This is a genomic window from Aminobacter aganoensis (assembly GCF_014206975.1).
GTDB classification, from domain to species: domain Bacteria; phylum Pseudomonadota; class Alphaproteobacteria; order Rhizobiales; family Rhizobiaceae; genus Aminobacter; species Aminobacter aganoensis.
In genome coordinates this window covers 255702-280486 of the sequence record NZ_JACHOU010000001.1, presented here as the reverse complement: position 1 = coordinate 280486, position 24785 = coordinate 255702, and the positions used below count along the sequence as shown (strand labels likewise).

The 24785-nt window shown below is 64.3% G+C and carries 23 protein-coding genes; 17 read left to right on the top strand and 6 right to left on the bottom strand.

Going from position 1 to position 24785, the window contains the following annotated elements:
• Positions 1-75: 75 nt before the first annotated feature.
• The 6 genes from GGR00_RS01325 to hflX all read left to right on the top strand — a co-directional run bounded on the left by GGR00_RS01325 (position 76) and on the right by hflX (position 7851).
• The gene (locus GGR00_RS01325) at positions 76-2376 is read left to right on the top strand and encodes a sensor histidine kinase NtrY-like (protein ID WP_246441252.1); all 2301 of its coding nucleotides are present in this window, start codon (positions 76-78) and stop codon (positions 2374-2376) included.
• Complete coding sequence (ntrX, locus tag GGR00_RS01320) at positions 2366-3727, top strand: nitrogen assimilation response regulator NtrX (protein WP_055976894.1); 1362 nt, start codon at positions 2366-2368, stop codon at positions 3725-3727. Before GGR00_RS01325 ends, ntrX begins: the two co-directional genes overlap by 11 nt.
• A gap of 32 nt (positions 3728-3759) precedes the next feature.
• Positions 3760-5136: a Trk system potassium transporter TrkA gene (gene trkA, locus GGR00_RS01315; protein ID WP_055976892.1), complete on the top strand. Its 1377-nt coding sequence runs from the start codon at positions 3760-3762 to the stop codon at positions 5134-5136.
• A gap of 78 nt (positions 5137-5214) precedes the next feature.
• Positions 5215-6078 (top strand): D-amino-acid transaminase, encoded by an 864-nt coding sequence (locus tag GGR00_RS01310; RefSeq protein ID WP_055976890.1) that lies wholly within the window; start codon positions 5215-5217, stop codon positions 6076-6078.
• Between the two features lie 138 nt (positions 6079-6216).
• Positions 6217-6462, top strand: coding sequence for an RNA chaperone Hfq (gene hfq, locus GGR00_RS01305; protein WP_018428055.1), 246 nt, complete (start codon positions 6217-6219; stop codon positions 6460-6462).
• 57 nt (positions 6463-6519) lie between these two features.
• Positions 6520-7851 (top strand): GTPase HflX, encoded by a 1332-nt coding sequence (gene hflX / locus GGR00_RS01300; protein WP_343065512.1) that lies wholly within the window; start codon positions 6520-6522, stop codon positions 7849-7851.
• A 105-nt stretch (positions 7852-7956) separates the two neighbouring features.
• Here the strand turns inward: hflX and mazG are convergent, their stop codons facing one another.
• The gene (mazG, locus tag GGR00_RS01295) at positions 7957-8781 is read right to left on the bottom strand and encodes a nucleoside triphosphate pyrophosphohydrolase (protein ID WP_184697323.1); all 825 of its coding nucleotides are present in this window, start codon (positions 8779-8781) and stop codon (positions 7957-7959) included.
• A 153-nt stretch (positions 8782-8934) separates the two neighbouring features.
• Between mazG and crcB the strand changes: the two genes are divergently transcribed.
• The 5 genes from crcB (at position 8935) to GGR00_RS01270 (ending at position 13086) form a co-directional block, all read left to right on the top strand.
• Complete coding sequence (gene crcB, locus GGR00_RS01290) at positions 8935-9312, top strand: fluoride efflux transporter CrcB (protein ID WP_055976884.1); 378 nt, start codon at positions 8935-8937, stop codon at positions 9310-9312.
• 35 nt (positions 9313-9347) lie between these two features.
• Entirely contained in the window at positions 9348-10331 is a 984-nt protein-coding gene (locus GGR00_RS01285; RefSeq protein WP_055976882.1) for an RluA family pseudouridine synthase, read from the top strand.
• 26 nt (positions 10332-10357) lie between these two features.
• On the top strand, positions 10358-11008 hold the full coding sequence (locus GGR00_RS01280) for an HAD-IA family hydrolase (RefSeq protein ID WP_184698050.1): 651 nt from the start codon (positions 10358-10360) through the stop codon (positions 11006-11008).
• 29 nt (positions 11009-11037) lie between these two features.
• A complete protein-coding gene (locus GGR00_RS01275) occupies positions 11038-11832 on the top strand; it encodes an ATP12 family chaperone protein (protein ID WP_055976880.1) in 795 nt (264 codons plus the stop codon).
• A 213-nt stretch (positions 11833-12045) separates the two neighbouring features.
• Complete coding sequence (locus tag GGR00_RS01270; RefSeq protein WP_055976878.1) at positions 12046-13086, top strand: glutamine synthetase beta-grasp domain-containing protein; 1041 nt, start codon at positions 12046-12048, stop codon at positions 13084-13086.
• A gap of 96 nt (positions 13087-13182) precedes the next feature.
• On the opposite strand, the gene GGR00_RS01265 is transcribed toward GGR00_RS01270, so the two are convergent.
• Entirely contained in the window at positions 13183-13488 is a 306-nt protein-coding gene (locus GGR00_RS01265; RefSeq protein WP_055976875.1) for a ribbon-helix-helix domain-containing protein, read from the bottom strand.
• A 203-nt stretch (positions 13489-13691) separates the two neighbouring features.
• On the opposite strand from GGR00_RS01265, the gene GGR00_RS01260 reads away from it, so the two are divergent.
• The 3 genes from GGR00_RS01260 to GGR00_RS01250 all read left to right on the top strand — a co-directional run bounded on the left by GGR00_RS01260 (position 13692) and on the right by GGR00_RS01250 (position 16312).
• Positions 13692-14087 (top strand): VOC family protein, encoded by a 396-nt coding sequence (locus GGR00_RS01260; RefSeq protein ID WP_184697320.1) that lies wholly within the window; start codon positions 13692-13694, stop codon positions 14085-14087.
• Between the two features lie 71 nt (positions 14088-14158).
• The gene (locus tag GGR00_RS01255) at positions 14159-14692 is read left to right on the top strand and encodes a twin-arginine translocation pathway signal (protein WP_055976869.1); all 534 of its coding nucleotides are present in this window, start codon (positions 14159-14161) and stop codon (positions 14690-14692) included.
• Between the two features lie 48 nt (positions 14693-14740).
• On the top strand, positions 14741-16312 hold the full coding sequence (locus tag GGR00_RS01250; RefSeq protein WP_184697315.1) for a GMC family oxidoreductase: 1572 nt from the start codon (positions 14741-14743) through the stop codon (positions 16310-16312).
• 113 nt (positions 16313-16425) lie between these two features.
• Here the strand turns inward: GGR00_RS01250 and glnA are convergent, their stop codons facing one another.
• Positions 16426-17835 carry a type I glutamate--ammonia ligase gene (glnA, locus tag GGR00_RS01245; protein ID WP_055976863.1) on the bottom strand — a complete coding sequence of 470 codons (1410 nt, stop codon included), beginning with the start codon at positions 17833-17835 and terminating at the stop codon, positions 16426-16428.
• A gap of 50 nt (positions 17836-17885) precedes the next feature.
• Complete coding sequence (locus GGR00_RS01240) at positions 17886-18224, bottom strand: P-II family nitrogen regulator (RefSeq protein ID WP_055976860.1); 339 nt, start codon at positions 18222-18224, stop codon at positions 17886-17888.
• Positions 18225-18551: 327 nt separating this feature from the next.
• Between GGR00_RS01240 and GGR00_RS01235 the strand changes: the two genes are divergently transcribed.
• Positions 18552-20048, top strand: coding sequence for an NAD(P)H-hydrate dehydratase (locus GGR00_RS01235; protein ID WP_184697312.1), 1497 nt, complete (start codon positions 18552-18554; stop codon positions 20046-20048).
• A 957-nt stretch (positions 20049-21005) separates the two neighbouring features.
• On the opposite strand, the gene GGR00_RS01230 is transcribed toward GGR00_RS01235, so the two are convergent.
• On the bottom strand, positions 21006-21764 hold the full coding sequence (locus GGR00_RS01230) for an SDR family NAD(P)-dependent oxidoreductase (protein WP_055976846.1): 759 nt from the start codon (positions 21762-21764) through the stop codon (positions 21006-21008).
• A gap of 97 nt (positions 21765-21861) precedes the next feature.
• Here GGR00_RS01230 and GGR00_RS01225 point away from each other — a divergent pair, with 97 nt between their 5' ends.
• The gene (locus GGR00_RS01225; protein ID WP_184697309.1) at positions 21862-22479 is read left to right on the top strand and encodes a TetR/AcrR family transcriptional regulator; all 618 of its coding nucleotides are present in this window, start codon (positions 21862-21864) and stop codon (positions 22477-22479) included.
• 37 nt (positions 22480-22516) lie between these two features.
• On the opposite strand, the gene GGR00_RS01220 is transcribed toward GGR00_RS01225, so the two are convergent.
• Positions 22517-23317, bottom strand: a complete 801-nt coding sequence (locus GGR00_RS01220; protein WP_184697306.1) for a DUF72 domain-containing protein — start codon at positions 23315-23317, stop codon at positions 22517-22519.
• A gap of 262 nt (positions 23318-23579) precedes the next feature.
• Here GGR00_RS01220 and GGR00_RS01215 point away from each other — a divergent pair, with 262 nt between their 5' ends.
• Positions 23580-24593: a hypothetical protein gene (locus tag GGR00_RS01215; RefSeq protein WP_055976838.1), complete on the top strand. Its 1014-nt coding sequence runs from the start codon at positions 23580-23582 to the stop codon at positions 24591-24593.
• Positions 24594-24785 lie beyond the last annotated feature (192 nt).

Below are 24785 nucleotides of genomic sequence, written 5' to 3'. Positions count from 1 at the left end.
CGCGGCGAAAATGTTGCATAATCGCCACAATGCGTTGCATAGATGCGACGCATTGAAAGGCTTCTAGACGGCAGCATGGCGAACCGGGCAACATCAGCAGGAGTGGCGGACCAACCCGCAAAGAGGACACAGGACGGCAGGCGCCTTCTTGCGCTTCCTGGCGTGGTGGCGATTGTCGCTGCCCTGGTCACGGCCGCGGTCTCCTTCGCCATCCTGGTCGGCGTCACGCCGATTACCCCGGATTCGACGACGACGCTGACCCTGATCGGCATCAACGCCGTTTTCATCCTGATCCTCGTCGGCCTGATCGTCATCGAGATCCAGCGCATCGCCATGGCGCGCAAGCGCGGCAAGGCGGCCTCGCGCCTCCATGTGCGCATCGTCACCATGTTTGCGCTGGTGGCGGCGCTGCCGGCGCTGCTGGTCGCCATCGTTGCGTCGATCACGCTGGACATCGGCCTCGACCGCTGGTTCGAGATCAGGACCAAGACCATCGTCAATTCGTCGCTGTCGATCGCCGAGGCCTATGTCCAGGAGAATGCGCGCAACCTGCAAAGCACGACCTTGTCGATGGCCAACGACCTCGACAATGCGCGCTCCCTCTACGGCCTCGACCGCAGCGGCTTCCTCGAATTCATGGGCCGGCAGGCGCAGTTGCGCGCGCTCGCCCATGCCGCGCTGATTCGACCCGACGGCTCGTTCGTCATGAGCGCCAAGACCGGTGCCGATTTCGCCATGCCCGAGCCGCCGCCGGTCGCGGTCGAATCGGCGGCGGACGGCAAGCCCGTCCTGATCGAGCCGAAGACGCGCAACATCGTCGGCGCCATCATCAAGCTGCGCGAGATCGAAGGGCTCTATCTCTACACGATCCGCCTGGTCGACCCCGAGGTCATCAAGGCGCGCCAGATCGTCACCGCGAACACCGAGGAGTACCGCGATCTCGGCGCCAGCCGGCGCACCACGCAGATCGCCTTTGCGCTGCTCTATCTCGGCCTGACGCTGATCGTCGTGCTGTCGGCGATCTGGACCGGCATTGCGGTCGCCGACCGGCTGGTGCGGCCGATCCGCCAGCTCATCGGCGCTGCCGACGAGGTCGCCACCGGCAATCTCGACGTGTCGGTGCCGGTAAGGCTGTCGGACGGCGATGTCGGCGCCTTAAGCGGCACGTTCAACAACATGCTGCTCGAGCTCAAGTCGCAGCGCAACGAACTCCTGACCGCCAAGGACGTCATCGACGAACGCCGCCGCTTTTCCGAGGCGGTGCTTGCCGGCGTCACCGCCGGTGTCATCGGCGTCGATCCCTATGGCAGCATCACCATCGTCAACCCGTCGGCGGAAGAGATGCTGGCGATCTCCGCCGCGGATTCGCTCGGACAGAACCTGTCGATCCTGCTGCCGCATGTCGGCCGCGTCTTCGAGATCGGGCGCAAGTCGGGACGGGACGTCTATCGCGAGCAGGTGACGTTCTACCGTGCCGGCGCCGAGCGCACCTTCAACGTCCAGGTGACGGTGGAGGAAGGCGACAAGGAAGCTATGGACGCCGACGACACGTCCTATGTCGTGACCATCGACGACATCACCGATCTCGTCACCGCCCAGCGCACCTCGGCCTGGGCCGACGTCGCGCGGCGCATCGCCCACGAAATCAAGAACCCGCTGACACCGATCCAGCTCTCGGCCGAACGCATCCGCCGCCGCTACGGCAAGGTGATCACCGAGGATCGCGAGGTCTTCGACCAGTGCACCGAAACGATCATCCGCCAGGTTGGCGACATCGGCCGCATGGTCGACGAGTTCTCTGCTTTCGCGCGCATGCCGAAGCCCGAGATGAAGGTAATCGACATTCGCGAACCGCTGCGCGAGGCGTCGTTCCTGGTCGAGGTCAGCCGGGCCGACATCGCCTTCGAGCGCGACATCACGCCGGGGCCGCTCAAGGGAACCTTCGACAGCCGCCTGATGGCCCAGGCGTTCGGCAATGTCATCAAGAATGCCGCCGAGGCCATCGAGGCGGCGGAACGCCAGACCGGCGAGTCCGGGGTCATCAAGATCCGGGCGCGGCGCGACGGCAATTCGATCCGCATCGACGTGATCGACAATGGCAAGGGCCTGCCGCGCGAACATCGCCAGCGGCTGCTCGAGCCCTATATGACGACGCGCGAGAAGGGCACCGGCCTCGGCCTCGCTATCGTCAAGAAGATTGTCGAGGACCACGGCGGAAGATTGGAACTTCACGACGCTCCAGCCGATTTCCATGGCGGGCGCGGCGCGATGATCAGCATGGTCCTGCCTGCGGCAGCCGAAGAGGCGGCAACACCCAAGGGTGCCGCCGACGCAGTGCAGGTCCAAGAAATCGAGAAGGTCGGAAATGGCGTCTGATATTCTTATCGTTGACGATGAGGAAGACATCCGTGAACTGGTCGCGGGCATCCTGAGCGACGAAGGTCACGAAACCCGCACGGCGTTCGACGCCGACAGTGCGCTTGCCGCGATCGCGGATCGTGCGCCGCGCCTGGTTTTCCTCGATATCTGGCTCCAGGGGTCGCGGCTCGACGGGCTGGCGCTGCTCGACGAGATCAAGACCCTGCATCCCAACCTGCCCGTGGTGATGATCTCGGGCCACGGCAACATTGAAACCGCGGTTTCGGCGATCCGTCGCGGCGCCTATGATTTCATCGAAAAGCCGTTCAAGGCCGACCGGCTGATCCTGATCGCCGAGCGTGCGCTCGAAACGTCGAAGCTCAGGCGCGAGGTCTCCGACCTCAAGATGCGCAGCGGCGAGACCCACGACCTGATCGGCATGTCGTCGGCGATGAGCCAGTTGCGACAGACCATCGACCGGGTCGCGCCGACCAACAGCCGCATCATGATCATCGGTCCGTCCGGCTCGGGCAAGGAAATGGCGGCGCGGGCCATCCACGCGCTTTCCGCGCGCAAGAGCGGCCCGTTCGTGACGCTGAACGCCGCCACCATCACGCCCGAGCGCATGGAGATCGAGCTGTTCGGCACCGAATCGAACGGCGGCGAGCGCAAGGTCGGCGCGCTGGAGGAAGCCCACCAGGGTATCCTCTACCTCGACGAAATCGCCGACATGCCGCGCGAGACCCAGAACAAGATCCTGCGCGTGCTGGTCGACCAGCAGTTCGAGCGCGTCGGCGGCACCAAGCGGGTCAAGGTCGACGTCCGCATCATCTCGTCGACGGCGCAGAACCTCGAGGCGATGATCGCCGAGGGCCGCTTCCGCGAGGATCTCTACCATCGCCTGGCGGTGGTGCCGGTCATGGTGCCGGGGCTTGCCGAACGGCGAGAGGACATTCCCTACCTCGTCGACAATTTCATGAAGCAGATGGCCAAGCAGGCCGGCATCAAGCCGCGCCGCATCGGCGATGACGCACTGGCCGTTCTCCAGGCCCACAATTGGCCCGGCAATGTGCGCCAGCTGCGCAACAACGTGGAGCGCCTGCTGATCCTTGCCCGCAGCGACAATCCCGAGGCGCCGATCACCGCCGACCTGCTGCCGTCCGAGATCGGCGACGTCATGCCGCGCGCGCCCAACCAGTCCGACCAGCACATCATGGCGCTGCCGCTGCGCGAGGCGCGCGAGATGTTCGAGAAGGAATATCTCATCGCCCAGATCAACCGCTTCGGCGGCAACATTTCCAAGACGGCGGAGTTCATCGGCATGGAGCGGTCGGCGTTGCACCGCAAGCTCAAGTCGCTGGGCGTGTAAGCTGTGGCTGGCAGTCAGGATAGAGATCCCGCATGCGCGTAATCATCTGCGGGGCCGGACAGGTCGGCTACGGCATTGCCGAACGATTGGCGGCGGAAAAGAACGACGTCTCGATCATCGATACGGCTCCCGAGCTGATCCATGCCGTGCGCGACCAGCTCGACGTGCGCGGTTTTGTCGGCCACGGCTCACATCCCGAAGTGCTTGAGGCCGCCGGCGCGCAGAACGCCGACATGATCATCGCGGTGACCTTGTTCGACGAGGTCAACATCGTTGCCTGCGAGGTGGCGCACGCGCTGTTCAACGTGCCGATGAAGGTCGCGCGCATCCGTTCGCAGGCCTATCTCCAGCCGCATTACCAGGACCTGTTTTCGCGCGAGCACCTGCCGATCGACGTGATCATTTCGCCCGAGCTAGAGGTCGGCGAGATGGTGCTGCGGCGCATCACGCTGCCTGGCGCAACCGACGTGGTGCGCTTCGCCGACAACCACATCATCATGGTGGCGATCGAGTGCCTGGAGGATTGCCCGGTCATCAACACGCCGCTGGCCCAGCTCAGCGAACTGTTCCCCGATCTGCCCTCGACGGTGGTCGGCGTCAGCCGCAACAACCGCCTGTTCATCCCGCATTCGGCCGATCAGCTGGTGGCGGGCGATCTCGCCTATGTCGTGACGACCAAGGAACAGGTGCGCCGGACACTCGGCCTGTTCGGGCATGAAGAGCAGGAAGCGACGCGCATCGTCATCGCCGGCGGCGGCAACATCGGCCTCTATGTCGCCCGCACCATCGAGAAGCGCCAGAGCCGGACCAAGATCAAGATCATCGAGGCGAACCGCGACAGGGCGGTCAAGGTCGCCGACGAACTGCGCCGGACCGTGGTGCTCAACGGCAGCGCGCTCGACCAGAAACTGCTGATGGAAGCCGACATCCAGGATGCCGACCTGATGGTGGCGCTGACCAACAACGATCAGGTCAACATCCTGTCCTCCGTGATGGCCAAGCGCCTGGGCTGCAAGGGCAACCTCGCCCTCATCAACAATCCGGCCTATCACGATCTCACCAAGCCGCTCGGCATCGACGCGCATGTCAATCCGAGTGCGGTGACCATCTCGCGCGTTCTCCAGCATGTCCGGCGCGGACGGATACGCCAGGTGCATTCGATCCAGCGTGGCGCCGCCGAAATCATCGAGGCCGAGGCGCTGGAAACGTCGCCGCTGGTCGGCACGCTGCTTCGCGACCTCGAATTGCCCGATGGCATGCGCATCGGCGCGATCTATCGCGACGGCAAGATCGTCAAGCCCAGCGGTTCGGTGCTGATCAAGCCCAAGGACCGCGTCGTCATCTTCGCGCTCGACAAGGCGGTCAAGCAGGTCGAGCAGATGTTCCGGGTCAGCCTCGAATTCTTCTGACCTGGACCAGCCGTTTGAACATTGCCGCCCGGCGCAGATCGACTAGAACTCCGTAAAACTCCGAGGGTCACCAAAACCATGCCGCGCATCGCTTACGTCAACGGGCGTTACGTCGCCCATTCGGACGCCTCCGTGCATATCGAGGATCGCGGCTATCAGTTCGCCGATGGTGTCTACGAGGTTTGCGAGGTGGCGCGCGGCTTCATCGTCGACAGCGTCGGTCATCTCGACCGGCTCGACCGCTCGTTGTCGGAACTCAGGATCGACTGGCCGGTCAATCGCGCCGTGCTCGTGCACGTCATGCGCGAGGTCATCCGCCGCAACCGCGTCCACAACGGCATGGTCTACCTCCAGGTGACGCGTGGGGTGGCGCCGCGCGATCACGTATTTCCCGCCAACGGCACGCGTCCCGCGCTGGTGGTGACCGCCAAGCGCACCGACCCGGTGGCCGCGGCCAAGAAGGCCGGGGCAGGGCTCAAGGTCATCACCGTTCCGGAAAACCGCTGGGAGCGCGTCGACATCAAGTCGGTCGGCCTGCTGCCCAACGTGCTGGCGCGCCAGCAGGCCAAGGAAGCCGGCGCCCAGGAAGCGTGGTTCGTCGATCCGGACGGCACGGTCAAGGAAGGGGCGGCCACCAACGCCTGGATCGTCACCAGGGACGGTGTCCTGGTCACGCGCCCGGCCGATCATGGCATCCTGCGCGGCATCACCCGCGCCACGCTGTTCAAGGTCGCCGAGAAGCTCGGGCTGACGGTCGAGGAACGTGGCTTTACCGTCGCGGAAGCCAAGGCAGCGCGCGAAGCGTTCATCACGGCTGCAACCACAGTGATCATGCCGATTGTTGCGATCGACGGCCAACCCGTGGCCAATGGACACCCCGGCTCGGTGGCGCTTTCCCTGCGCGAAGCCTTTTTTGACGTTGCGGAAAAAATCCAAGCCTGATAACCGCTTGGGCGTAAATGGTTAAATTCATCTCGTTCAGCTTGCCGCGCGATGTGGCAAGGGGTGTTTGCTCGCTTGACATGAGCCCGGTAATTTGGCGCATTGGCAGCAGACAGGGATCGGCGAAAGAAAAAAACAATGGCGGAACGATCGCAGAATCTTCAGGACCTTTTCCTGAATTCAGTTCGCAAGAGCAAAAACCCACTCACCATTTTCCTCATTAACGGCGTGAAATTGACCGGGGTCGTTACTTCCTTCGACAATTTCTGTGTTTTGTTGCGCCGTGACGGGCATTCCCAGCTCGTCTACAAGCATGCCATCTCCACGATCATGCCGAGCCAGCCGGTTCAGATGTTCGATGGCGAGGAAAGCCAGGGCGGCTGATTGGCACGCGACAGGAACGCCGGCGCCAAGGCCGGTGCCAGCAATGGACCCGAATCGATAGGGGGCGACAAAGCTCCGACGCGCGCGATCGTCATCGTGCCGGTGCTGACGCGCCAGCCCAAGGGTGACGACGACAGCGCGCGCCCGCGATTGCAGCGTTCGGCCGAGGCCCGCCACGACGAGGCCGTCGGGCTGACCCGGGCCATCGATCTCGAACCCGTGCACACCGCGATCGTCACCCTCAACGACCCGCGCCCGGCGACCCTCCTGGGCACCGGCAAGGTCGAGGAGTTCGCCGAGATCGTGAAGGAGCGCGGCGCTGAGCTGGTCATCGTCGACCACCCGCTGACGCCGGTGCAGCAGCGCAACCTCGAAAAAGAGATGAACGCCAAGGTGCTCGACCGCACCGGGCTCATCCTCGAAATCTTCGGCCGGCGCGCACGCACCAAGGAAGGCACGCTGCAGGTCGAGCTTGCCCATCTCAACTACCAGAAGGGCCGGCTGGTTCGCAGCTGGACCCACCTCGAGCGCCAGCGCGGCGGTGCGGGCTTCCTCGGCGGTCCCGGCGAAACCCAGATCGAATCCGACCGGCGCGCGCTGCAGGAAAAGATCATTAAGCTCAAGAAGGAGCTTGAGACGGTGGTCCGCACGCGCGACCTGCACCGTGCCAAGCGCCGCAAGGTGCCGTTCCCGGTGGTCGCCATCGTCGGCTACACCAACGCCGGCAAGTCGACGCTGTTCAACCGGCTGACCGGTGCTGCCGTGTTGGCCGAGAACATGCTGTTTGCGACGCTCGATCCGACGCTGCGCCGGGTGCGGCTGCCGCATGGCACGCCGATCATCCTGTCCGACACCGTCGGTTTCATCTCCGACCTGCCGACGCACCTGATCGCGGCCTTCCGGGCGACGCTGGAAGAGGTGGTCGAAGCCGACCTCGTCATCCACCTGCGTGACATTTCCGACCCCGATACCGCGGCCCAGGCCGACGATGTCGAGCGCATCCTGTCCGACCTCGGCGTCGATGCGGCCGATACCGACCGTGTCGTCGAGGTCTGGAACAAGATCGACCAGCTCGACGAGGGCAATCGCGAGCGGCTGCTTTCCGACAGTGTTGACGGCCGCAAGACGCCGCCGATCGCCATTTCAGCAATCACGGGCGAGGGCCTCCCTGCGCTTACTGGCCTGATCGAGCAGCGGGTTTCGGGCGAGCTCGAATCCATTGACGTCACGCTGGAGCCGAGCCAGCTCGGCCAGATCGACTGGCTCTACCGCAATGGCGACGTCGTTTCGCGCACCGACAATGACGACGGCAGCGTGTCGATGACGCTCAAGGCGACAGCTTCGGCCCGCGACGAGATCGCGGCCAAAATCCTCAGGAACAAGCGCTAGGCTTGCCATGTTGGGTTCCTCGCCCCCGCGAAGCAGGGGAGAGGTGGTTCGCGCAGCGAACCGGAGAGGGGGCCGGTGCCGAGCTGAGCCCGGTATAGGAACTAGCTACTTCGCCGTCTTGGCCTGCTGCCACAGCGCTTCCATCTCGTCGAGCGTTGCAGCCTCCAGGCTGTGGCCGGCATCGTTGAGTGATTTTTCGACATAGTGGAAACGCTTGCGGAACTTGTCGTTGGTGCCGGCAAGCGCCGCCTCGGAATCGAGCTGCAGGTGGCGGCCGAGATTGACCAGCGCAAACAGCATGTCGCCGAACTCGTCCTTGACCGCGGCCTGGTCGCCCTGGGCCATCGCCTCGCGCAATTCGCCGATCTCTTCTTCGATCTTGTCGAGGATCGGTGCTGCCTCGCCCCAGTCGAAGCCGACGCGGGCCGCTTTTTCCTGCAGCTTCAGCGCACGCGTCAGTGCGGGCAGGGCGACGGGCACGCCGTCGAGAAAGCCGTGGCCGTGATCCTCGGGGTCGAGCCCGCGGGCGATGCGCGCGGCACGCCGTTCCGCCTTTTCTTCCGCCTTGATCTTTTCCCACATGCCCTTGGCCGAACGCGCCTCGCGCGCCTTGGCGTCGCCAAAGACGTGCGGATGCCTGCGGATCATCTTGGTGGTGATGGCATCGACCACGTCGCCGAAGGCGAACTCGCCGGCCTCTTCGGCCATCTGGGCGTGGTAGACGACTTGCAGCAACAGGTCGCCCAGCTCTTCCTTCAGATGGTCGATGTCGTTGCGCGAGATCGCGTCGGCGACCTCGTAGGCTTCCTCGATCGTATAGGGCGCAATGGTCGCGAAATTCTGCTCGATGTCCCAGGGACAGCCGGTTTCCGGCTCGCGCAGGGCAGCCATGATCTCGATCAGGCGGGAGATGTCTTTGGAGGGTTGCATGGGGCGATGCTATAGCCCGGCTGCCGCCCGCCCAACAATGGCTTGCGGCGCAGCTGCCTTGTCCACAGCCTAGTCGGTGCTGCGCCGGCGCATCGCGCCTGCCTGGGCGCGGTTCTGTGTTATGGACCATGCAATTGCGCGCAGGACCTGCCCATGCTTCATCTATCGCTCGTTGCACTCGGCGGCGCCATCGGCGCCGCGCTGCGTCATCTCGCCAATCTGCTGGCGCTCAGGCTCGTCGGGCCTAATTTTCCCTGGGGCACGCTGGCGATCAACGTGCTGGGCTCTTTTGCCATGGGACTGTTCGTCGGCCTGCTGGCACGCCGGTTCGGCGGCTCGAACGAGTTGCGCCTGTTCGTGGCCACCGGCATCCTCGGCGGCTTCACCACCTTTTCGGCATTCTCGCTGGATTTTGCCGCCTTGTGGGAGCGCGGATCGACCTTGCCGGCCTTCGGTTATGCATTTGCCAGCGTCATATGCGCCATTCTGGCGCTGTTCCTGGGAATGTGGCTCGCAAGAAGCATCGGCTGATGCTATTGGGCCGCTTCGAAAAGGACAATTGAACAATGGCAGGCGTTGAACAGGTCACGGTGGAAGCTGGCGAAACGGGCATGAGGCTCGACCGCTGGTTCAAGTCCCATTATCCGGGGCTCGGCTTCGGCCACCTGCAGAAACTGCTGCGCTCGGGCCAGATCCGCGTCAATGGCGGCCGCGCCAAGGCCGATACGCGCGTCGAGCCGGGACATGTCATCCGCATCCCGCCGCTCGAAGTCGACAAGAAGAACGACGGCCCGCTGACCGCCCGCACGATGCGCGACCAGGACGATGGCGACGTTCTGGCCAAGATGCTGATCTACGAGGATTCCAAGGTCTTCGTCTTCAACAAGCCGGCCGGCCTTGCCGTGCAGGGCGGTTCGGGCGTGGTGCGTCACCTCGACGACATGCTCGAGGCCTGGCGCAACAAGAAGGGCGAGAAGCCGCGCCTGGTCCACCGGCTCGACCGCGACACCTCGGGCGTGCTGGTCGTGGCGCGCACGCGTCTGGCGGCGATGAAGCTCGCCGAGGCTTTCCGTGCCCGCGAGACCAAGAAAACGTACTGGGCCCTGGTCAAGGGCGCGCCGCCGAAGCGCGAAGACAAGATCTCGACCTGGCTGGTCAAGGAACAGACGCCGGACGGCGACCGCATGCGCGTCGCCAAGCATGGCGAAAAGGGCGCCGACCACGCGGTTTCCTACTACCGCGTGCTGGAGCAGGCCGCCCAGACCATGACCTGGCTGGAGATGGAGCCCTATACCGGCCGCACCCACCAGCTGCGCGTGCACGCCGCCTATATCGGCTGCCCGATCATCGGCGATCCGAAATATTTTGAGCACGACACCAACTGGGAGTTTCCGGGCGGGCTGCAGAACAAGCTGCACCTGCACGCACGCCGGATCGTCATTCCGCATCCCGACCATGGCGTGATCGACGTCACCGCGCCGATGCCGCCGCATATGCGCCAGAGCTGGAACCTCATCGGCTTCGACGATGAAAGCGGGGAGCCGGCGTGACGGCAGGCTCCGTCGGCGACAGCGCCTTGAAGCTGGTGCTGTTCGACTGCGACGGCACGCTGGTCGACAGCGCCGACCTCATCCACGCCACCATGGTCGCGACGTTTCGCGAGGCTGACCTTGCCGAGCCGGCACTGGAGGCGACCAAGGGCATCATCGGGCTGACGCTCGATCTTGCCATTGCGACGTTGCTCGGACGTCCGCTCGATGCCGAGTGCAGCCGCCTGGCCGAGCGCTACAAGGCGCATTTCATCGCCTCGCGCGCACCCTCGAATTTCCATGAGCCGCTCTATGACGGCATCGCCGAACTGATCGACGTGCTCGCCCAGCGCGACGACGTGCTGATCGGCATGGTCACCGGCAAGTCGCGCCGCGGCGTGCAGCGTGTGATGGAAACCTATGGTTTCGAGCGCCATTTCGTGACCATCCGCACTGCCGACGACTGCCGCTCCAAGCCGCATCCCGCCATGGTGCTGGAATGCTGCGCCGAAACCGGCATCGATCCGGCCTCGACTTTCGTGGTTGGCGACGCCATCTATGACATGCAGATGGCCAGAAGTGCCGGCGCCCGCGCGATAGGCGTGTGCTGGGGTTACCATGGCCGCGACGGCTTGCTGGCGACCGGTGCCGAGACCGTTTTGGCCAAGCCCGGCGATTTGCTCGCCCTCATCGATTGATTGCCCTTTTCGACTGATTGGAACAACCCATGCGTGACATCCTGAGCGACCTTGAAGCTGGCGACGCGCTGTCCGATCCCGATCCGATCCGCCGTGCCCAAAGCACGATGCGCCGGCAACTGCCCAAGCGGTTCTACGAAGCCGCTTCGGTTGCCGCTGTCGACGAAGGCTTTGCCGTGCAGCTCGACGGCAAGCCGGTGCGCACGCCGGGCAGGGCACTGCTTGCCTTGCCGACGGAGGCCGCAGCGCAACTGGTGGCCGACGAATTTGCTGCCCAGGTCGACAACATCGACCCGTTCACCATGCCGGTGCTGCGCCTGGTCAACACGGCGATCGACGGGGTCGCCACCGATCCGCAGGCGGTGCTCGAGGACATCTTGCGCTTCTCGTCGTCGGATCTGCTTTGCTACCGTGCCGACAGCCCGGAAAAACTCGTCGAGCGCCAGTCCGAGGCATGGGACCCGGTACTGGATTGGGCGCGCGCGTCGCTGAGCGCGCATTTCGTGCTGGCCGAAGGCGTCATGCATGTCGAGCAGCCGCGCGCTGCCATCGCCGCGCTTGGCATCCACCTGTCGCAGCGTGCCGAACCGATGCGGCTGGCAGCGCTCCACCTGATGACCACATTGACCGGTTCGGCTCTTCTGGCGCTCGCCGTCGAGGCCGGCGAGCTCGATGTCGAGGCGGCGTGGGCCGCCGCCCATGTCGACGAAGACTGGCAGATCGAGCATTGGGGCCAGGATTCCGAGGCCATCGCCCGCCGGAGCAACCGCAAGCGGGACATGGTTTCCGCGGTGGCTTTGCTCGAGGCGTTGAAGGCTGGCTGATCCCGTTCTGGCCGGCCGGGCGGGCTGCGCCCGAGTCTTGGGCAGAATGTCAGCGCTGCTGCCTTAGTTTGCCTGTTTTTTGAGCATCGGCTTTTTCCGCGAACTCTCCCCCCGTTGCGGTTCCTGCATTTTTCGAGTTGGCACGAGGCTTGCTTCTTCTCTTGCGACACGCCGGCCGCCAATGGCCGGCAGGCACGACACCGAGAGGATAGCATGACGAAGTACAAGCTCGAGTACATCTGGCTGGATGGTTACACGCCTGCGGCCAATCTCCGCGGCAAGACCCAGGTCAAGGAGTTTGCGGAGTTCCCGAAGCTCGAGCAGCTTCCGCTCTGGGGTTTCGACGGCAGCTCGACCAGGCAGGCCGAAGGCAAGAGCTCCGATTGCGTGCTCAAGCCGGTCGCAATCTATCCCGATCCGGCCCGCAAGAACGGCGCGCTCGTCATGTGCGAAGTCATGATGCCGGATGGCGTCACCCCGCACCCGTCCAACACGCGTGCGACCGTCCTTGACGACGAGGGCGCCTGGTTCGGTTTCGAGCAGGAATATTTCTTCTACAAGAACGGCCGTCCGCTCGGTTTCCCCGAAACCGGCTTCCCGGCGCCGCAGGGTCCGTACTACACCGGCGTCGGCTACCAGGCAGTCGGCGATATCGCCCGCCAGATCGTCGAGGAGCATCTCGACCTTTGCCTTGACGCCGGCATCAACCACGAGGGCATCAATGCCGAGGTGGCCAAGGGCCAGTGGGAATTCCAGATTTTCGGCAAGGGCTCGAAGAAGGCGGCCGATGAGATGTGGATCGCGCGCTACCTGCTGCAGCGCCTGACCGAAAAGTACGGCATCGACATCGAGTATCACTGCAAGCCGCTGGGCGACACCGACTGGAACGGCTCGGGCATGCACGCCAACTTCTCGACGGCTCACCTGCGCGAAATCGGCGGCAAGGCCTATTTCGAGGCGCTGATGGAAGCGTTCGGCGAGGCCCGCGAAGATCACATCGCCGTCTACGGCCCCGACAACCACCTGCGCCTGACCGGCAAGCACGAGACGGCGTCGATCGACGTCTTCACCTGGGGTGTTGCCGACCGTGGCGCCTCGGTGCGCGTCCCCCACAGCTTCGTCCGTGACGGCTATCGCGGCTATCTCGAAGATCGCCGTCCGAACTCGCAGGGCGACCCCTACCAGATCGCCTCGCAGATCCTGAAGACCATCAGCACGGTGCCGACCAGCGTCGAGACCAAGGCTGCTGCTTAAATTTTAGGCGAGATCGAACAGCGCCCCGGGTCTCGGCCCGGGGCGTTTCTTCTTCCGAGTCGCAAGACCTGGTAGCAAGAACTGAGTTAGGCTCGGCTATGCCGCGTAGCGCTTCAGCGCCTCGATCTCTTCGGCGCCCGGCTTGTGGCCGCGCAGATAGAGGGCGCATGTGGTGCGCAGCATGGATGCGAAGTTCGGGATCGTTCCATTGATCTCGATCGCCTCGTCATAAAGCTTGGAAATGAACTTCGGCGTCGTCAGTCCTTGCGAGGCTGCGATCTCGTCGAGCAGGTCCCAGAAGGTAGCCTCCAGCTGGATGCTGGTCGAATGCCCGGCGATCCTGATCGACCGGTTGATCTGGTGATAGCCTTTCGGATCCTGTCCGGCAAATACCCTGCACATATCAATCCTCCCGATGGCTTGCGCGGCGTTTTCGGCACCGGCGCTGGCGTTCGACGCCCATCATCGGCCCAACCGTCCGCTGCCGCAACCTGTACGTCGTCCGTGCCTAGCAAAGTCTGTCTTCGGGGGCGTGGTAACGGGCTGCCACCACTTGGAACTGCACGGATTCATAATCCCCTGGCAAGCAACTGCCAGGAGGACGAATGGCGAAGGCAATACATTCCATGGTGCGCGTGCTCGACGAGACGCGTTCGGTATCCTTCTATCGCACGGCCTTCGGCCTCGAAGTTACCGACCGCCTCGATTTCGAGACGTTCACCCTTCTCTATCTCAGCAATCCTGAAACCGAATTCGAGGTCGAGCTGACCGTCAACAAGGGTCGGGCCGAGCCCTATGCGCTGGGCGACGGCTACGGCCACCTTGCAGTATCGGTGGACGACCTGGACGCCACGCGCCAGCGGCTGGTTGCGGCCGGCCTGACCCCAAAGGACATCGTCGACTTCGCGCCGGGCGGCAAGCCGCTCGCCCGCTTCTTCTTCATCGAAGACCCCGACGGCTACAAGATCGAGGTCTTGCAGCGGGGAGGCAGGTTCAAGTGAAGCATATGCGGCGAGGGAGAGCGCCGCGCCAGCCAAGCGCCGACGGCGCATCGCAAGCAAGGGAGGAAATCATGGTGACGATCTATCAAGGCAGGTCCGGCCTGTCGCGGCGTGAACTGCTCAAGCGTGGCAGTGCTGCCGGCGCGCTGCTCATCATCAGCGGCTCGGCCGTGCTCAGCACGGGCGAAGCATGGGGGCTTGAGAGCACGGCGCTGAAGCCGGAAACGTTGGCGACGCTGATCCAGATGGCGCGCGACATCTATCCGCACGATCAGGTGCCGGACAAGTTCTATGCCATCGCCATCAAGAGCCACGACGAACAGGCGGGCAAGGATGCGGCGCACAAGGAATTGATCGAGAAGGGCATCGCCGACCTCGACCAGAAGTCGGGTGCCGGCGGCTACACCGGCCTCGGCTGGGAGGACGAGCGCGTGGCCATCCTCCGGCAGATCGAGGAGACACCGTTCTTCCAGGCGATCCGCGGTGGGCTCGTCGTCGGCCTCTACAACCAGAAGGAGGTGTGGCCGATCTTCGGTTACGAGGGCGAGTCCTACTCCAAGGGCGGATACATCGCGCGCGGTTTCGACGACATCGAGTGGCTCTGATCGGCCGGTTGTCGCGAACAGCCTTTTCAGCATTCCCGGGAGGAAAACATGCCTGCACCCTACGATCTCAACGACGACAGCGTCGTCGTCATCATCGGCTCCGGAGCCGGCGGCGGCACGCTTGGCAACGAACTCGCCCAAAAGGGCATCGACGTCGTCATTCTCGAAGCCGGCCCGCGCATCGAATACGACGAATTCATCAACGACGAGTGGGACTCCTTCGGCCAGCTTGCCTGGCTGGACAACCGCACGACCGGCGGCGGCTGGCGGGTCCACAAGGACTTCCCCAACCTTCCGGCCTGGATCGTCAAGGCAGTCGGCGGCACGACCACGCACTGGGCCGGCGCGTCGCTGCGTTTCCAGGAGCATGAATTCAAGACGCTGACCAACTACGGCAAGGTCGAGGGCGCCAACCTGCTCGACTGGCCGATCACGCTTGCCGATCTCGAGCCTTATTACGCCAAGGCCGAGGACAAGATGGGTGTCACCCGCACCAATGACATCGAGGGCCTGCCAGGCAACAACAATTTCAAGGTGTTCAAGGCCGGGGCCGACAAGCTCGGCTACAAGGAATGCCACACCGGCAGGATGGCGATCAATTCGGCCGATCGCGACGGCCGCATGGGCTGTCAGCAGACCGGGTTCTGCTTCCAGGGCTGCAAGTGGGGGGCCAAGTGGTCGACCCTTTATACCGAAATCCCCAAGGGCGAGACGACGGGCAAGCTGGAGGTCAGGCCCAGCAGCCATGTGCTCAAGATCGAGCACGACGACAGCGGCAAGGTGACCAGCGTCGTGTATGCAGACAAGGACGGCAAGACCCAGAGCCAGAAGGCGCGCATCGTTTGCGTCGCCGGCAATTCGATCGAAAGCCCGCGGCTGCTGCTCAACTCGGCGTCGTCGAAATTTCCGGACGGGCTGGCGAATTCGTCGGGGCAGGTGGGCAAGAACTACATGCGCCACACCACCGGGTCGGTCTACGCCATCTTCGACAAGCCCGTGCATTTCTGGCGCGGCACGACCATGGCCGGCATCGTCCGGGATGAAGCCAGGCACGACCCGTCGCGCGGTTTCGTCGGCGGCTACGAGCTCGAAACACTGGCGCTCGGACTGCCGTTCATGGCGGCGTTCCTCGATCCCGGTGGCTGGGGCCGTTCGTTCACCACCGCGCTCGACCACTACGACAAGATGGCAGGCATGTGGATCGTCGGCGAAGACATGCCGCAGGAGCAGAACGCCGTGAAGCTGCATGGCGAACTGAAGGACAAATACGGCATGCCGATCCCGGATGTCTGGTTCACCGACCATCCCAACGACGTCGCCATGCGCAACCACGCCTACAAGCAGGGCATGGCGATGTACGACGCAGTCGGCGCCACCCGTTCGTTCCCGACGCCGCCCTATCCGTCGACGCACAATCTGGGCACCAACCGGATGAGCGAAAAGGCATCCGACGGCGTGGTCAACAAATGGGGCCAGACGCACGACATCAAGAACCTGTTCGTCTCCGACGGCAGCCAGTTCACCACGGGCGGCGCGGAAAACCCGACGCTCACCATCGTGGCGCTGGCGATCCGGCAGGCCGACTACATCTCCGAGCAGATGAGCGCTAAAAGCATCTGACGGGTCGTTCGGCTACGCATCCTCCGCAGCAGTCCGGCATTTACCGGATTGCTGCCCCGCCAAACAAAAAAGCCCCGGATCGCTCCGGGGCTTTTTTCTTTGTTTCTCTGGTCTTAGACCGAGTAGTACATGTCGTACTCGACCGGATGGGGGGTCATTTCGAAGCGCATGACCTCGGCCATCTTCAGCTCGATGAAGCTGTCGATCTGGTCGTCGTCGAAGACGCCGCCGGCCTTGAGGAAGCCGCGGTCCTTGTCGAGGCTCTGGAGCGCTTCGCGCAAGCTGCCGCAGACGGTCGGGATCTTCTTGAGTTCCTTCGCCGGCAGGTCATAGAGATCCTTGTCCATCGGCTGGCCGGGGTGGATCTTGTTCTTGATGCCGTCGAGGCCGGCCATCAGCAGCGCGGCGAAGCAGAGGTAGGGGTTCGCGCCCGGGTCGGGGAAGCGGACCTCGACGCGCTTGGACTTCGGCGAGTTGCCGAAGGGAATGCGGCAGGAGGCCGAGCGGTTGCGCGCGGAGTAGGCGAGCAGCACCGGTGCCTCATAACCCGGGACCAGGCGCTTGTAGGAGTTGGTCAGCGGGTTGGTAAAGGCATTGATCGCCTTGGCGTGCTTGATGACGCCGCCGATGAAATAGAGGCAGTTTTCCGACAGGCCGGCATATTCGTTGCCGGCGAAGGTTGGCTTGCCATTCTTCCAGATCGACAGGTGGACGTGCATGCCCGAGCCGTTGTCGCCGAAGATCGGCTTCGGCATGAAGGTGGCCGTCTTGCCATAGGCATTGGCGACCTGGTGCACGACGTACTTGTAGATCAGCATCTTGTCGGCGTTGCGGACGAGCGTGTCGAACTTGATGCCGAGTTCGTGCTGGGCGGCAGCCACCTCGTGGTGGTGCTTTTCGACGCGCACGCCCATCTCGGACAGCACGGTCAGCATTTCGGAGCGCATGTCCTGGCAGCTGTCGATCGGCGGGACCGGGAAATAGCCGCCCTTGACGCGGGGGCGGTGGCCAAGGTTGCCGGTCTCATAGTCGGTGTCGTCGTTCGACGGCAGTTCGGTCGAATCGAGCTTGAAACCGGTGTTGTAGGGGTCGGCCTTATACTTGACGTCGTCGAAGACGAAGAATTCGGCTTCCGGGCCGACGAAGACAGTGTCGCCGATGCCTTCGGCCTTGAGATAGGCCTCTGCCTTCTTGGCGATGCCGCGCGGGTCGCGGTTGTAGGCCTCGCCCGAAACCGGATCGAGAATGTCGCACAGGATGACCATGGTCGACTGGGCGAAGAACGGGTCCATGTGGACCGTGTCCATGTCGGGCATCAGCACCATGTCGGATTCGTTGATCGCCTTCCAGCCGGCGATGGAGGAGCCGTCGAACATGACGCCGTCGGCGAACATGTCTTCCTCGACCTCGGCGATGTCCATGGTGACGTGGTGGAGCTTGCCCTTGGGGTCGGTGAAGCGCAGGTCAACGAACTTAACGTCGTTGTCCTTGATCTGCTTCATGATGTCTTTGGCTGTCGTCATGTGATGGTTCCCTGTCTGATGACGTTAGGACGAGAAGAAATTTCGAAGGGTCAGATGGCGTCGACGCCGGTCTCGCCGGTGCGGATGCGGACGACTTCCTCGATGTTGGAGACGAAGATCTTGCCATCGCCGATGCGGCCGGTCTGGGCGGCCTTGCGGATCGCCTCGATGGCGGCCTCGACCGACTCGTCGCCGAGCACGACCTCGATCTTCACCTTGGGCAGGAAGTCGACGACATATTCGGCGCCGCGGTAGAGCTCGGTATGGCCCTTCTGGCGGCCGAAACCCTTGGCTTCGGTGACCGTGATGCCTTGCAGGCCGGCCTCCTGGAGCGCCTCCTTCACTTCGTCGAGCTTGAACGGCTTGATGATCGCTTCGATCTTTTTCATGCGAATACTGGCCTCCACTGCCGTAACTCAGGGGTAATGCACCCACTCGCGCCTATCTCAAGCACGAAGCGTGCCAAGTCTAGTGGCTGCGACAAGTGTGACCAGTTTGCCCTGGTGGCCGCCACGGAACGCAGGTTCCGCTGCCGGTTTTGCCCTGTCGCACGAAGATCGCCCAAAATTTCAGCGTCCTCTGCCTTAAATCTATGCACAAAAAAGCGGCATGATGCTCATAATTTGTACCTGTTGCGCATTGCTGCATCCTTGTTTCGGCCGGGCGCGGCGGCGTGCTAATTCTTGGGCCGATGCTGGAATCTCGCGGACACCGCCATGGCGTTTGAACTGCTGACACCTGACGAAATGGCCGAGGCCGACCGGCTGACGATCGGCGCGGGTCCGGTCGACGGCGTCGGGCTGATGCGGCGGGCCGGGGGTGCGATCGCCGATGTGGTGCTGTCCCGGTTTCCATCGGCGCATCCGGTCCATGTGCTGTGCGGGCCGGGCAACAATGGCGGCGACGGTTATGTCGTGGCGCGCCTGCTGCGCGAAAGCGGCGGCGCCGTCAGGCTTTTCGCGACATCGGCGCCGCGCGCCGGCAGCGATGCCGCGCTTGCGGCCGCGGAGTGCCCGGTCGCGGTCGAGCCATTGTCCGCCTTCGCGCCCGAAACGGGTTCGCTCGTCGTCGATGCGCTCTACGGCGCTGGGCTTTCCAAGCCGCTTGCCGGCGATGTGCTGGCGGCGGTGGCGCGGACTGCCGAGGCCGGCGTGCCGGTGGTCGCAGTGGACCTGCCGTCCGGCGTGTCGGGCAGGTCGGGCGAGGTGCCGGGCGGTGCCTTCAAGGCGGTGATAACTGTAACCTTTGCCCGCAAGAAGCCCGGTCACCTGCTGTTTCCCGGGCGGGCGCATTGCGGCGAGATCATTGTCGCCGATATCGGCATTTCCGATGCAGCCGTCGCGGCCACAGGCGCGCGCTGCCGCGAAAACGATCCGGCATGGTGGCGGGCGCTGTTCCCGTCGCCGGCCAAGGACGCCCACAAATACAGCCGCGGCCATGTCGGCGTCTTTTCCGGTGGCATCGCGGCCACCGGGGCGGCGCGGCTGTCGGCGATGGCTGCGGCACGGGCAGGGGCGGGCGCGGTGACGGTGTTGTCGCCGGGGGCTGCGCTCGCGGCCAACGCGGCGCATCTCACCTCGATCATTCTCCGGCGTTGCGACGGTCTCGAAGATGCGATTGCCTTCCTCGACGAGCGCAAGCCCGCCGTTCTGGTCCATGGCCCGGGACTGAGCCCGGAGCCCGAGGTCGGCCGTTTCGCGCTGGAGCTCATGGGGCATGCATCCGGACGCTTTGGCGCGTTGGTGCTCGATGCCGACGGCATCACTTCGATGGCGCGGCAGCGGGCCGCGTTCTTCGAGGCGCGTAGGCGGTCGGGGCCGGCACTGGTGCTGACGCCGCATCATGGCGAGTTCGGCCGGCTGTTTTCCGACATCGCCGCCGACACGTCGCTGTCGAAGCTCGAGCGGGCGCTGGCTGCTGCGGCCAAGGCAAATGCCGTCATCGTCTACAAGGGCCCCGACACGGTGATCGCCGCACCCGACGGGCGCGCCGCGATCAACAGCAACGGCACGCCGCTGCTGGCCACCGCCGGTTCTGGCGACGTGCTGTCGGGCATCGTCGCAGCACTTATGGCGCAGTCCATGCCGCCGTTCGAGGCGGCCTGCGCTGCCGTGTGGATGCATGCCGAGGCGGCGCGACGCTTCGGGCCGGGGCTCATCGCCGAGGATCTGCCGCTGGCGCTCAGGGAGGTGGTGGCGGGATTGAGCGGGTGACTTTTGTCTTCTCTTAGGGGCTCGCGCCGTGCCCGTCATCCCATCCTTCGACAGGCTCAGGATGAGGGCTGCGCTTAGGCTCAGGATGAGGGCTGCGCTTAGGCTCAGGATGAGGGTTGCGGTTAGGCTCAGGATGAGGGTTGCGGTTAGGCTCAGGATGAGGGGCTCAGGATGAGGGCTGTGCCCAAGATGGTGTTGAGCCCGGGACGTAGAGGTTTTGCGCTGCCCCTCATCCCCCTGCCGGGACCTTCTCCCCGTGAACGGGGAGAAGAAGCCAGGTTTCTTCACCGCCACGCCCCGTTTCCGGTCTGGCCATTGTCATCCCTCGACAAGCTCATCCCTAGACAAGCTCATCCCTCGACAAGCTCATCCTTCGACAAGCTCATCCTTCGACAAGCTCATCCTTCGACAAGCTCAGGACGAGGAAAGTTCGGGAAGCGGGGCGCGAGGCCGTGCCTTCCGATAGTTTAGTAATGGCGCGACGTCCGCGCCCCGCCGGCGATTTCTGTTCCCGTCCGTTCCGCTTCCGGGGCAAGGGCATTTTCGCCCGCGCCCCCACTAGCGCATCGTCCAGCGCACCCGGGCCGTAGTGCCCGAAGGGGAACCCTTGGACGGAACCTCCCCGGACCGCGAGCCACGTTAGCCCACGAGCGGAGGCGCCGGTTCCTCCCCGCATGCCGCCGTCGCGACCGGCGTTCCCGCGGGAGGAACTGGCATGGATTGTAGGGGATGTCTGGAAGGGTGTGGAAAAAGGAGGTCGGCTATCCACGCGGATTGCTGACAAGGTTCCTGACAAATTGGGGGGCGAGCTTTGCCGAGCCGATCCTTGGTGTCGCGATCCCTCCGGGACCGCCACCTGCCGATCACAGAACGAGGGCGACCGCTCTTGCCGTCGCAGCGAAGACAAGTGGGGAACACATTTCCCCGCTTGTCTCGCCGAAACGCGCCCCGAAAACCTCAGGCGTTGGTGCCGCCGTCGATGGTGAGTGCGGCGCCGGTGACGAAGCGGCCCTGGGGACCGGCGAGCCAGGCGACGAGGCCGGCGATGTCGTCGGGGGAGCCGAAGCGCGGGATGGCCATGAGGTTGCGCTGGTGGTCGGCGCCGTCGCCGTGGGCCGGGTTCATGTCGGTTTCGGTCGAGCCGGGATGAACGACATTGACGGTGATGCCGCGCGGTCCGAGGTCGCGTGCCAGCCCCCTGGTCAGGCCGACGAGGGCTGCCTTGCTGGCCGAATAGAGGCCGATGCCTTCAAAGGGAACCCGGTCGGCGAGATTGCTGCCGATGGAGATGATGCGGCCGCCCTCGGGCATAACAGCGGCAGCCGCGCGCGCGGCGACGAACGGGGCGCGGAAGTTGACCGACATGACCTCGTCGAGCTGGGCGAGCGTGACCGTGTCGATGGTGCCGGCGTGCCAGATGCCGGCACTGTTGACCAGGATGTCGAGCCGGCCGAGCGACGCGACCGTTTCGGCGACGGCCGCCTCGACGGCCTCGGCATCGATATTGTCGGCCTGGATCGCGATTGCCCGGCGGCCGGAAGCCTCGACTTCGGCAACGACGTCCAGGGCCTTTTCGGCCGAGCGGGCATAGGTCAGCGCGACATCGGCACCTGCCGACGCCAGGTGCCGGACGATGGCGGCGCCGATGCCGCGGCTGCCGCCGGTGACCAGGGCGACCTTGCCGTGGAGAGGATTTTGGGTGGACGTGGAGGACATGTTTTCATCTTTCTGTAGTGACCGATATATAATTGGTTGCACTCTTGCCCGATGCGGTCAAGGGATTTATGTATCGGTCATGACAGAAAGGAATTCGATGTCTGGAAAGGGACGTCCGCGCAGCTTCGACCGCGATGAGGCATTGCGGCAGGCGATGCTGCTATTCTGGCAGAAGGGCTATGACGGCGCGTCTCTGGCGGAGCTGACGGCAGCCATGGGCATCAATTCGCCCAGTCTTTATGCTGCTTTCGGCTGCAAGGAGGCGTTGTTTCGCGAGGCGGTGGACCTCTACAGCGCCACCGAGGGCATCGATATCTGGGGCGCCTTCAACAGGCCGGGCAGCGTGAAGCAGGCGGTCGCCGATTTCCTGCGTGCTTCGGCCAGGGCGTTCAGCGAGCCCGGCGATCCCAGGGGCTGCCTGATCGTGCTCGGTGCGCTCAATGCCAGCGAGACCAATCGCGAGGTGTTCAACGACCTGAGCGCCCGCAGGTTGGCAGGCGCGCGGCAACTGGAGGAGCGGCTGAAGGCGGCGGCCGAAGAGGGCGAACTGCCGGCGGCGGCCGACCCAGCCGGTCTCGCCGCCTTCATCATTGCCGTCCAGCAAGGCATGTCGGTGCAGGCGCGCGACGGTGTCGGGCGCGAAGCGCTGCTGGCCGTCGCCGACGGCGCCATGGCGGCCTGGGACGCGATGACAGGCCGCAGTCCCGCGGCCTAGGACGCGCTGACAGGCCGCAGTCCCGCGGCCTGACCGCCTAGCCGTTGACCCGCTTCATCAGCGCCATGGCGCCGAAGGGGGCGCGGACCTTGCCTTCGGTGATGAAGTAGACGAACACGTCGCGCGGCTTGACCGGAGCCTCGGCCGAGGGATCGGCGCGCGGCAGATCGGCCGGCACGCCGCCGGCGGCGAAGGTCTTTGCCCTGGCGGCCCATTCGTCCAATCCCTTCAGCGTGTAGCAATCGGGATTCTCGTCGCTGCCGGTCTGCAGCCTGAGATAGACGAAGTCGCCGGTGACGTCGGCAATTGCCGGGTAGGTGGCGTGGTCGGCGTAGACGATCGTCACGTTGTGCTTGCGCGCCAACTGGACGAATTCGGGCACGGCAAAGCTTGGATTGCGCACTTCCAGCGCATGGCGCAGCGTGATGCCGTCCTGCTTTTCCGGCAAAAGCTCGAGGAATGCCTCGAAATCGTCTGCGTCGAACTTCTTGGTCGGCGCGAACTGCCACAGGATCGGCCCGAGCTTTTCGCCGAGTGCGGCGATGCCTTGGGTGACGAAACGCTGGACCGACTCGCCGGCCTCGGCGAGCACGCGGCGGTTGGTGACGAAGCGGTTGCCCTTGAGCGAGAAGACGAAATCGTCGGGCGTCTCGCTTGCCCATTTGAGGAAGGTGGGTTCCTTGAAGCCGGAGTAATAGGTGCCGTTGACCTCTATGGACGGTACCTGCGTGCCGGCAAATTGCAGTTGCTTCGTCTTGGACAGCTTGTCGGGATAGAAGGTGCCTTCCCAGGGCTCGAACGTCCAGCCGCCCATGCCGGCGCGGATTTTTCCACTCATCGCTCAACCCCTTGATGTCATTGCGCGTCATTTCTAGCCGAACAGGCCGGAGCGGCAAAGCCGCCAAGGCGGGCTGCCGGAACCATACTGACATGAAGCCGTGCTCGGCAGGGTTCGGCCGCGCCCGCCGACGGTAGCCCGCTTTACACTTTGTTCGACAGTCGTCGGCTAGAACATCTCATACAAACGCAAACATAATGACGGGCCGTTCATGTCGACGCTGCAGCAACCGCAAGCTCATTCCTTGGCTGGACCGGCGCGCATGGGGCTGATCGCCGCGGCGGCTACGATTCTAGTTTCGCTGGTCGCTTATGATCTTGCGATCAACGACCGCGACCTGCTGGCCAAGGATCGCGTCGACTGGTCGATGTTCGGGCTGGTCCGGCCGGTCGCGGCATTCGTCTCGGCCTTCCTGCTGGTTGCGGCACTGCTGCCGAAGCCGGCCCTGGCACGGCCGCTGATCGACGGCCAGGCGCCGCTGCTGCTCGGGGCGGCGTATCTGATGGCCGCTGCCCTGCTGGTTGCCACGGCGACGGTGGCGGTGATGCCCAGGATCCTGAACGAGACGGTGCGGGAGGGACAGGTGCTCAGCATCCTGACCGAAGTGGCGTTCGTGCTTGCATTGTCGGCCCTGGGCGCTGCCGCGTGGCGCGATCGCGGCGATCGCGCCCGGGTTCTCGGTCTGCCGCGCCAGGCCGTGCATGCGGCGCTGATCCTGGTTGTCTTCCTCATCCTGATGGAGGAGATGTCGTGGGGGCAACACTGGGTTGGCTGGACCGCCGGGCCGATGTTCGAAGGCAACGCCCAGAACGAAACGAACCTGCACAATTTCGCCACCTACCGGTTCGAGGCGGCCTATTACTCGGCTGCGTTCCTGTTGTTCGTCGTGCTGCCGATGGCCTGGCCGGCGCATGTCGGACCGCTCCTGAAGACGGCGGAGGGGTTCGTTCCGCCACGGCTGTTTGCGCTCGCCGGCCTGCCGCTGGCCGGGTTGCTGTTCGAAGAGTGGAACGTCGTGCCCTACCAGCTCTGGTTCTTCATGGGCACGCTGATCGGTATCAGGCTGGCGCTCGACCTTTGGGGGACGCCGGCGCCGTTCCGGGTTGCGGGGCTTGCCATGGCGATCCTTTTGCCGCTGTCGCAACTGGTCTTCGTGTTCGGCGGACACCGGATGGCCGATGGCTACGAATTGTCCGAGATTCGCGAGTTCCTGATCGCCTGCCTGATAGGCGCATATGGCCTGTGGCTGTTTCGCCGCGCGGCCACGGCGGGGTAGACAGGAGCCTGGCGCTGCGCAACCAGAATCGGCGACGGCGATATCGTGCCTCCTCGCGCGCCAAGGCGATGCCGGTCGATCGACCTCTCGCATCGAGCTCGCCGGGGATTCTGGTTCATGCGCACTTCAAAAATCGATTGCAAAAGCGATTTTTGATCCTATTCTGAAACCAGTTTTATAATGCAATCAGTT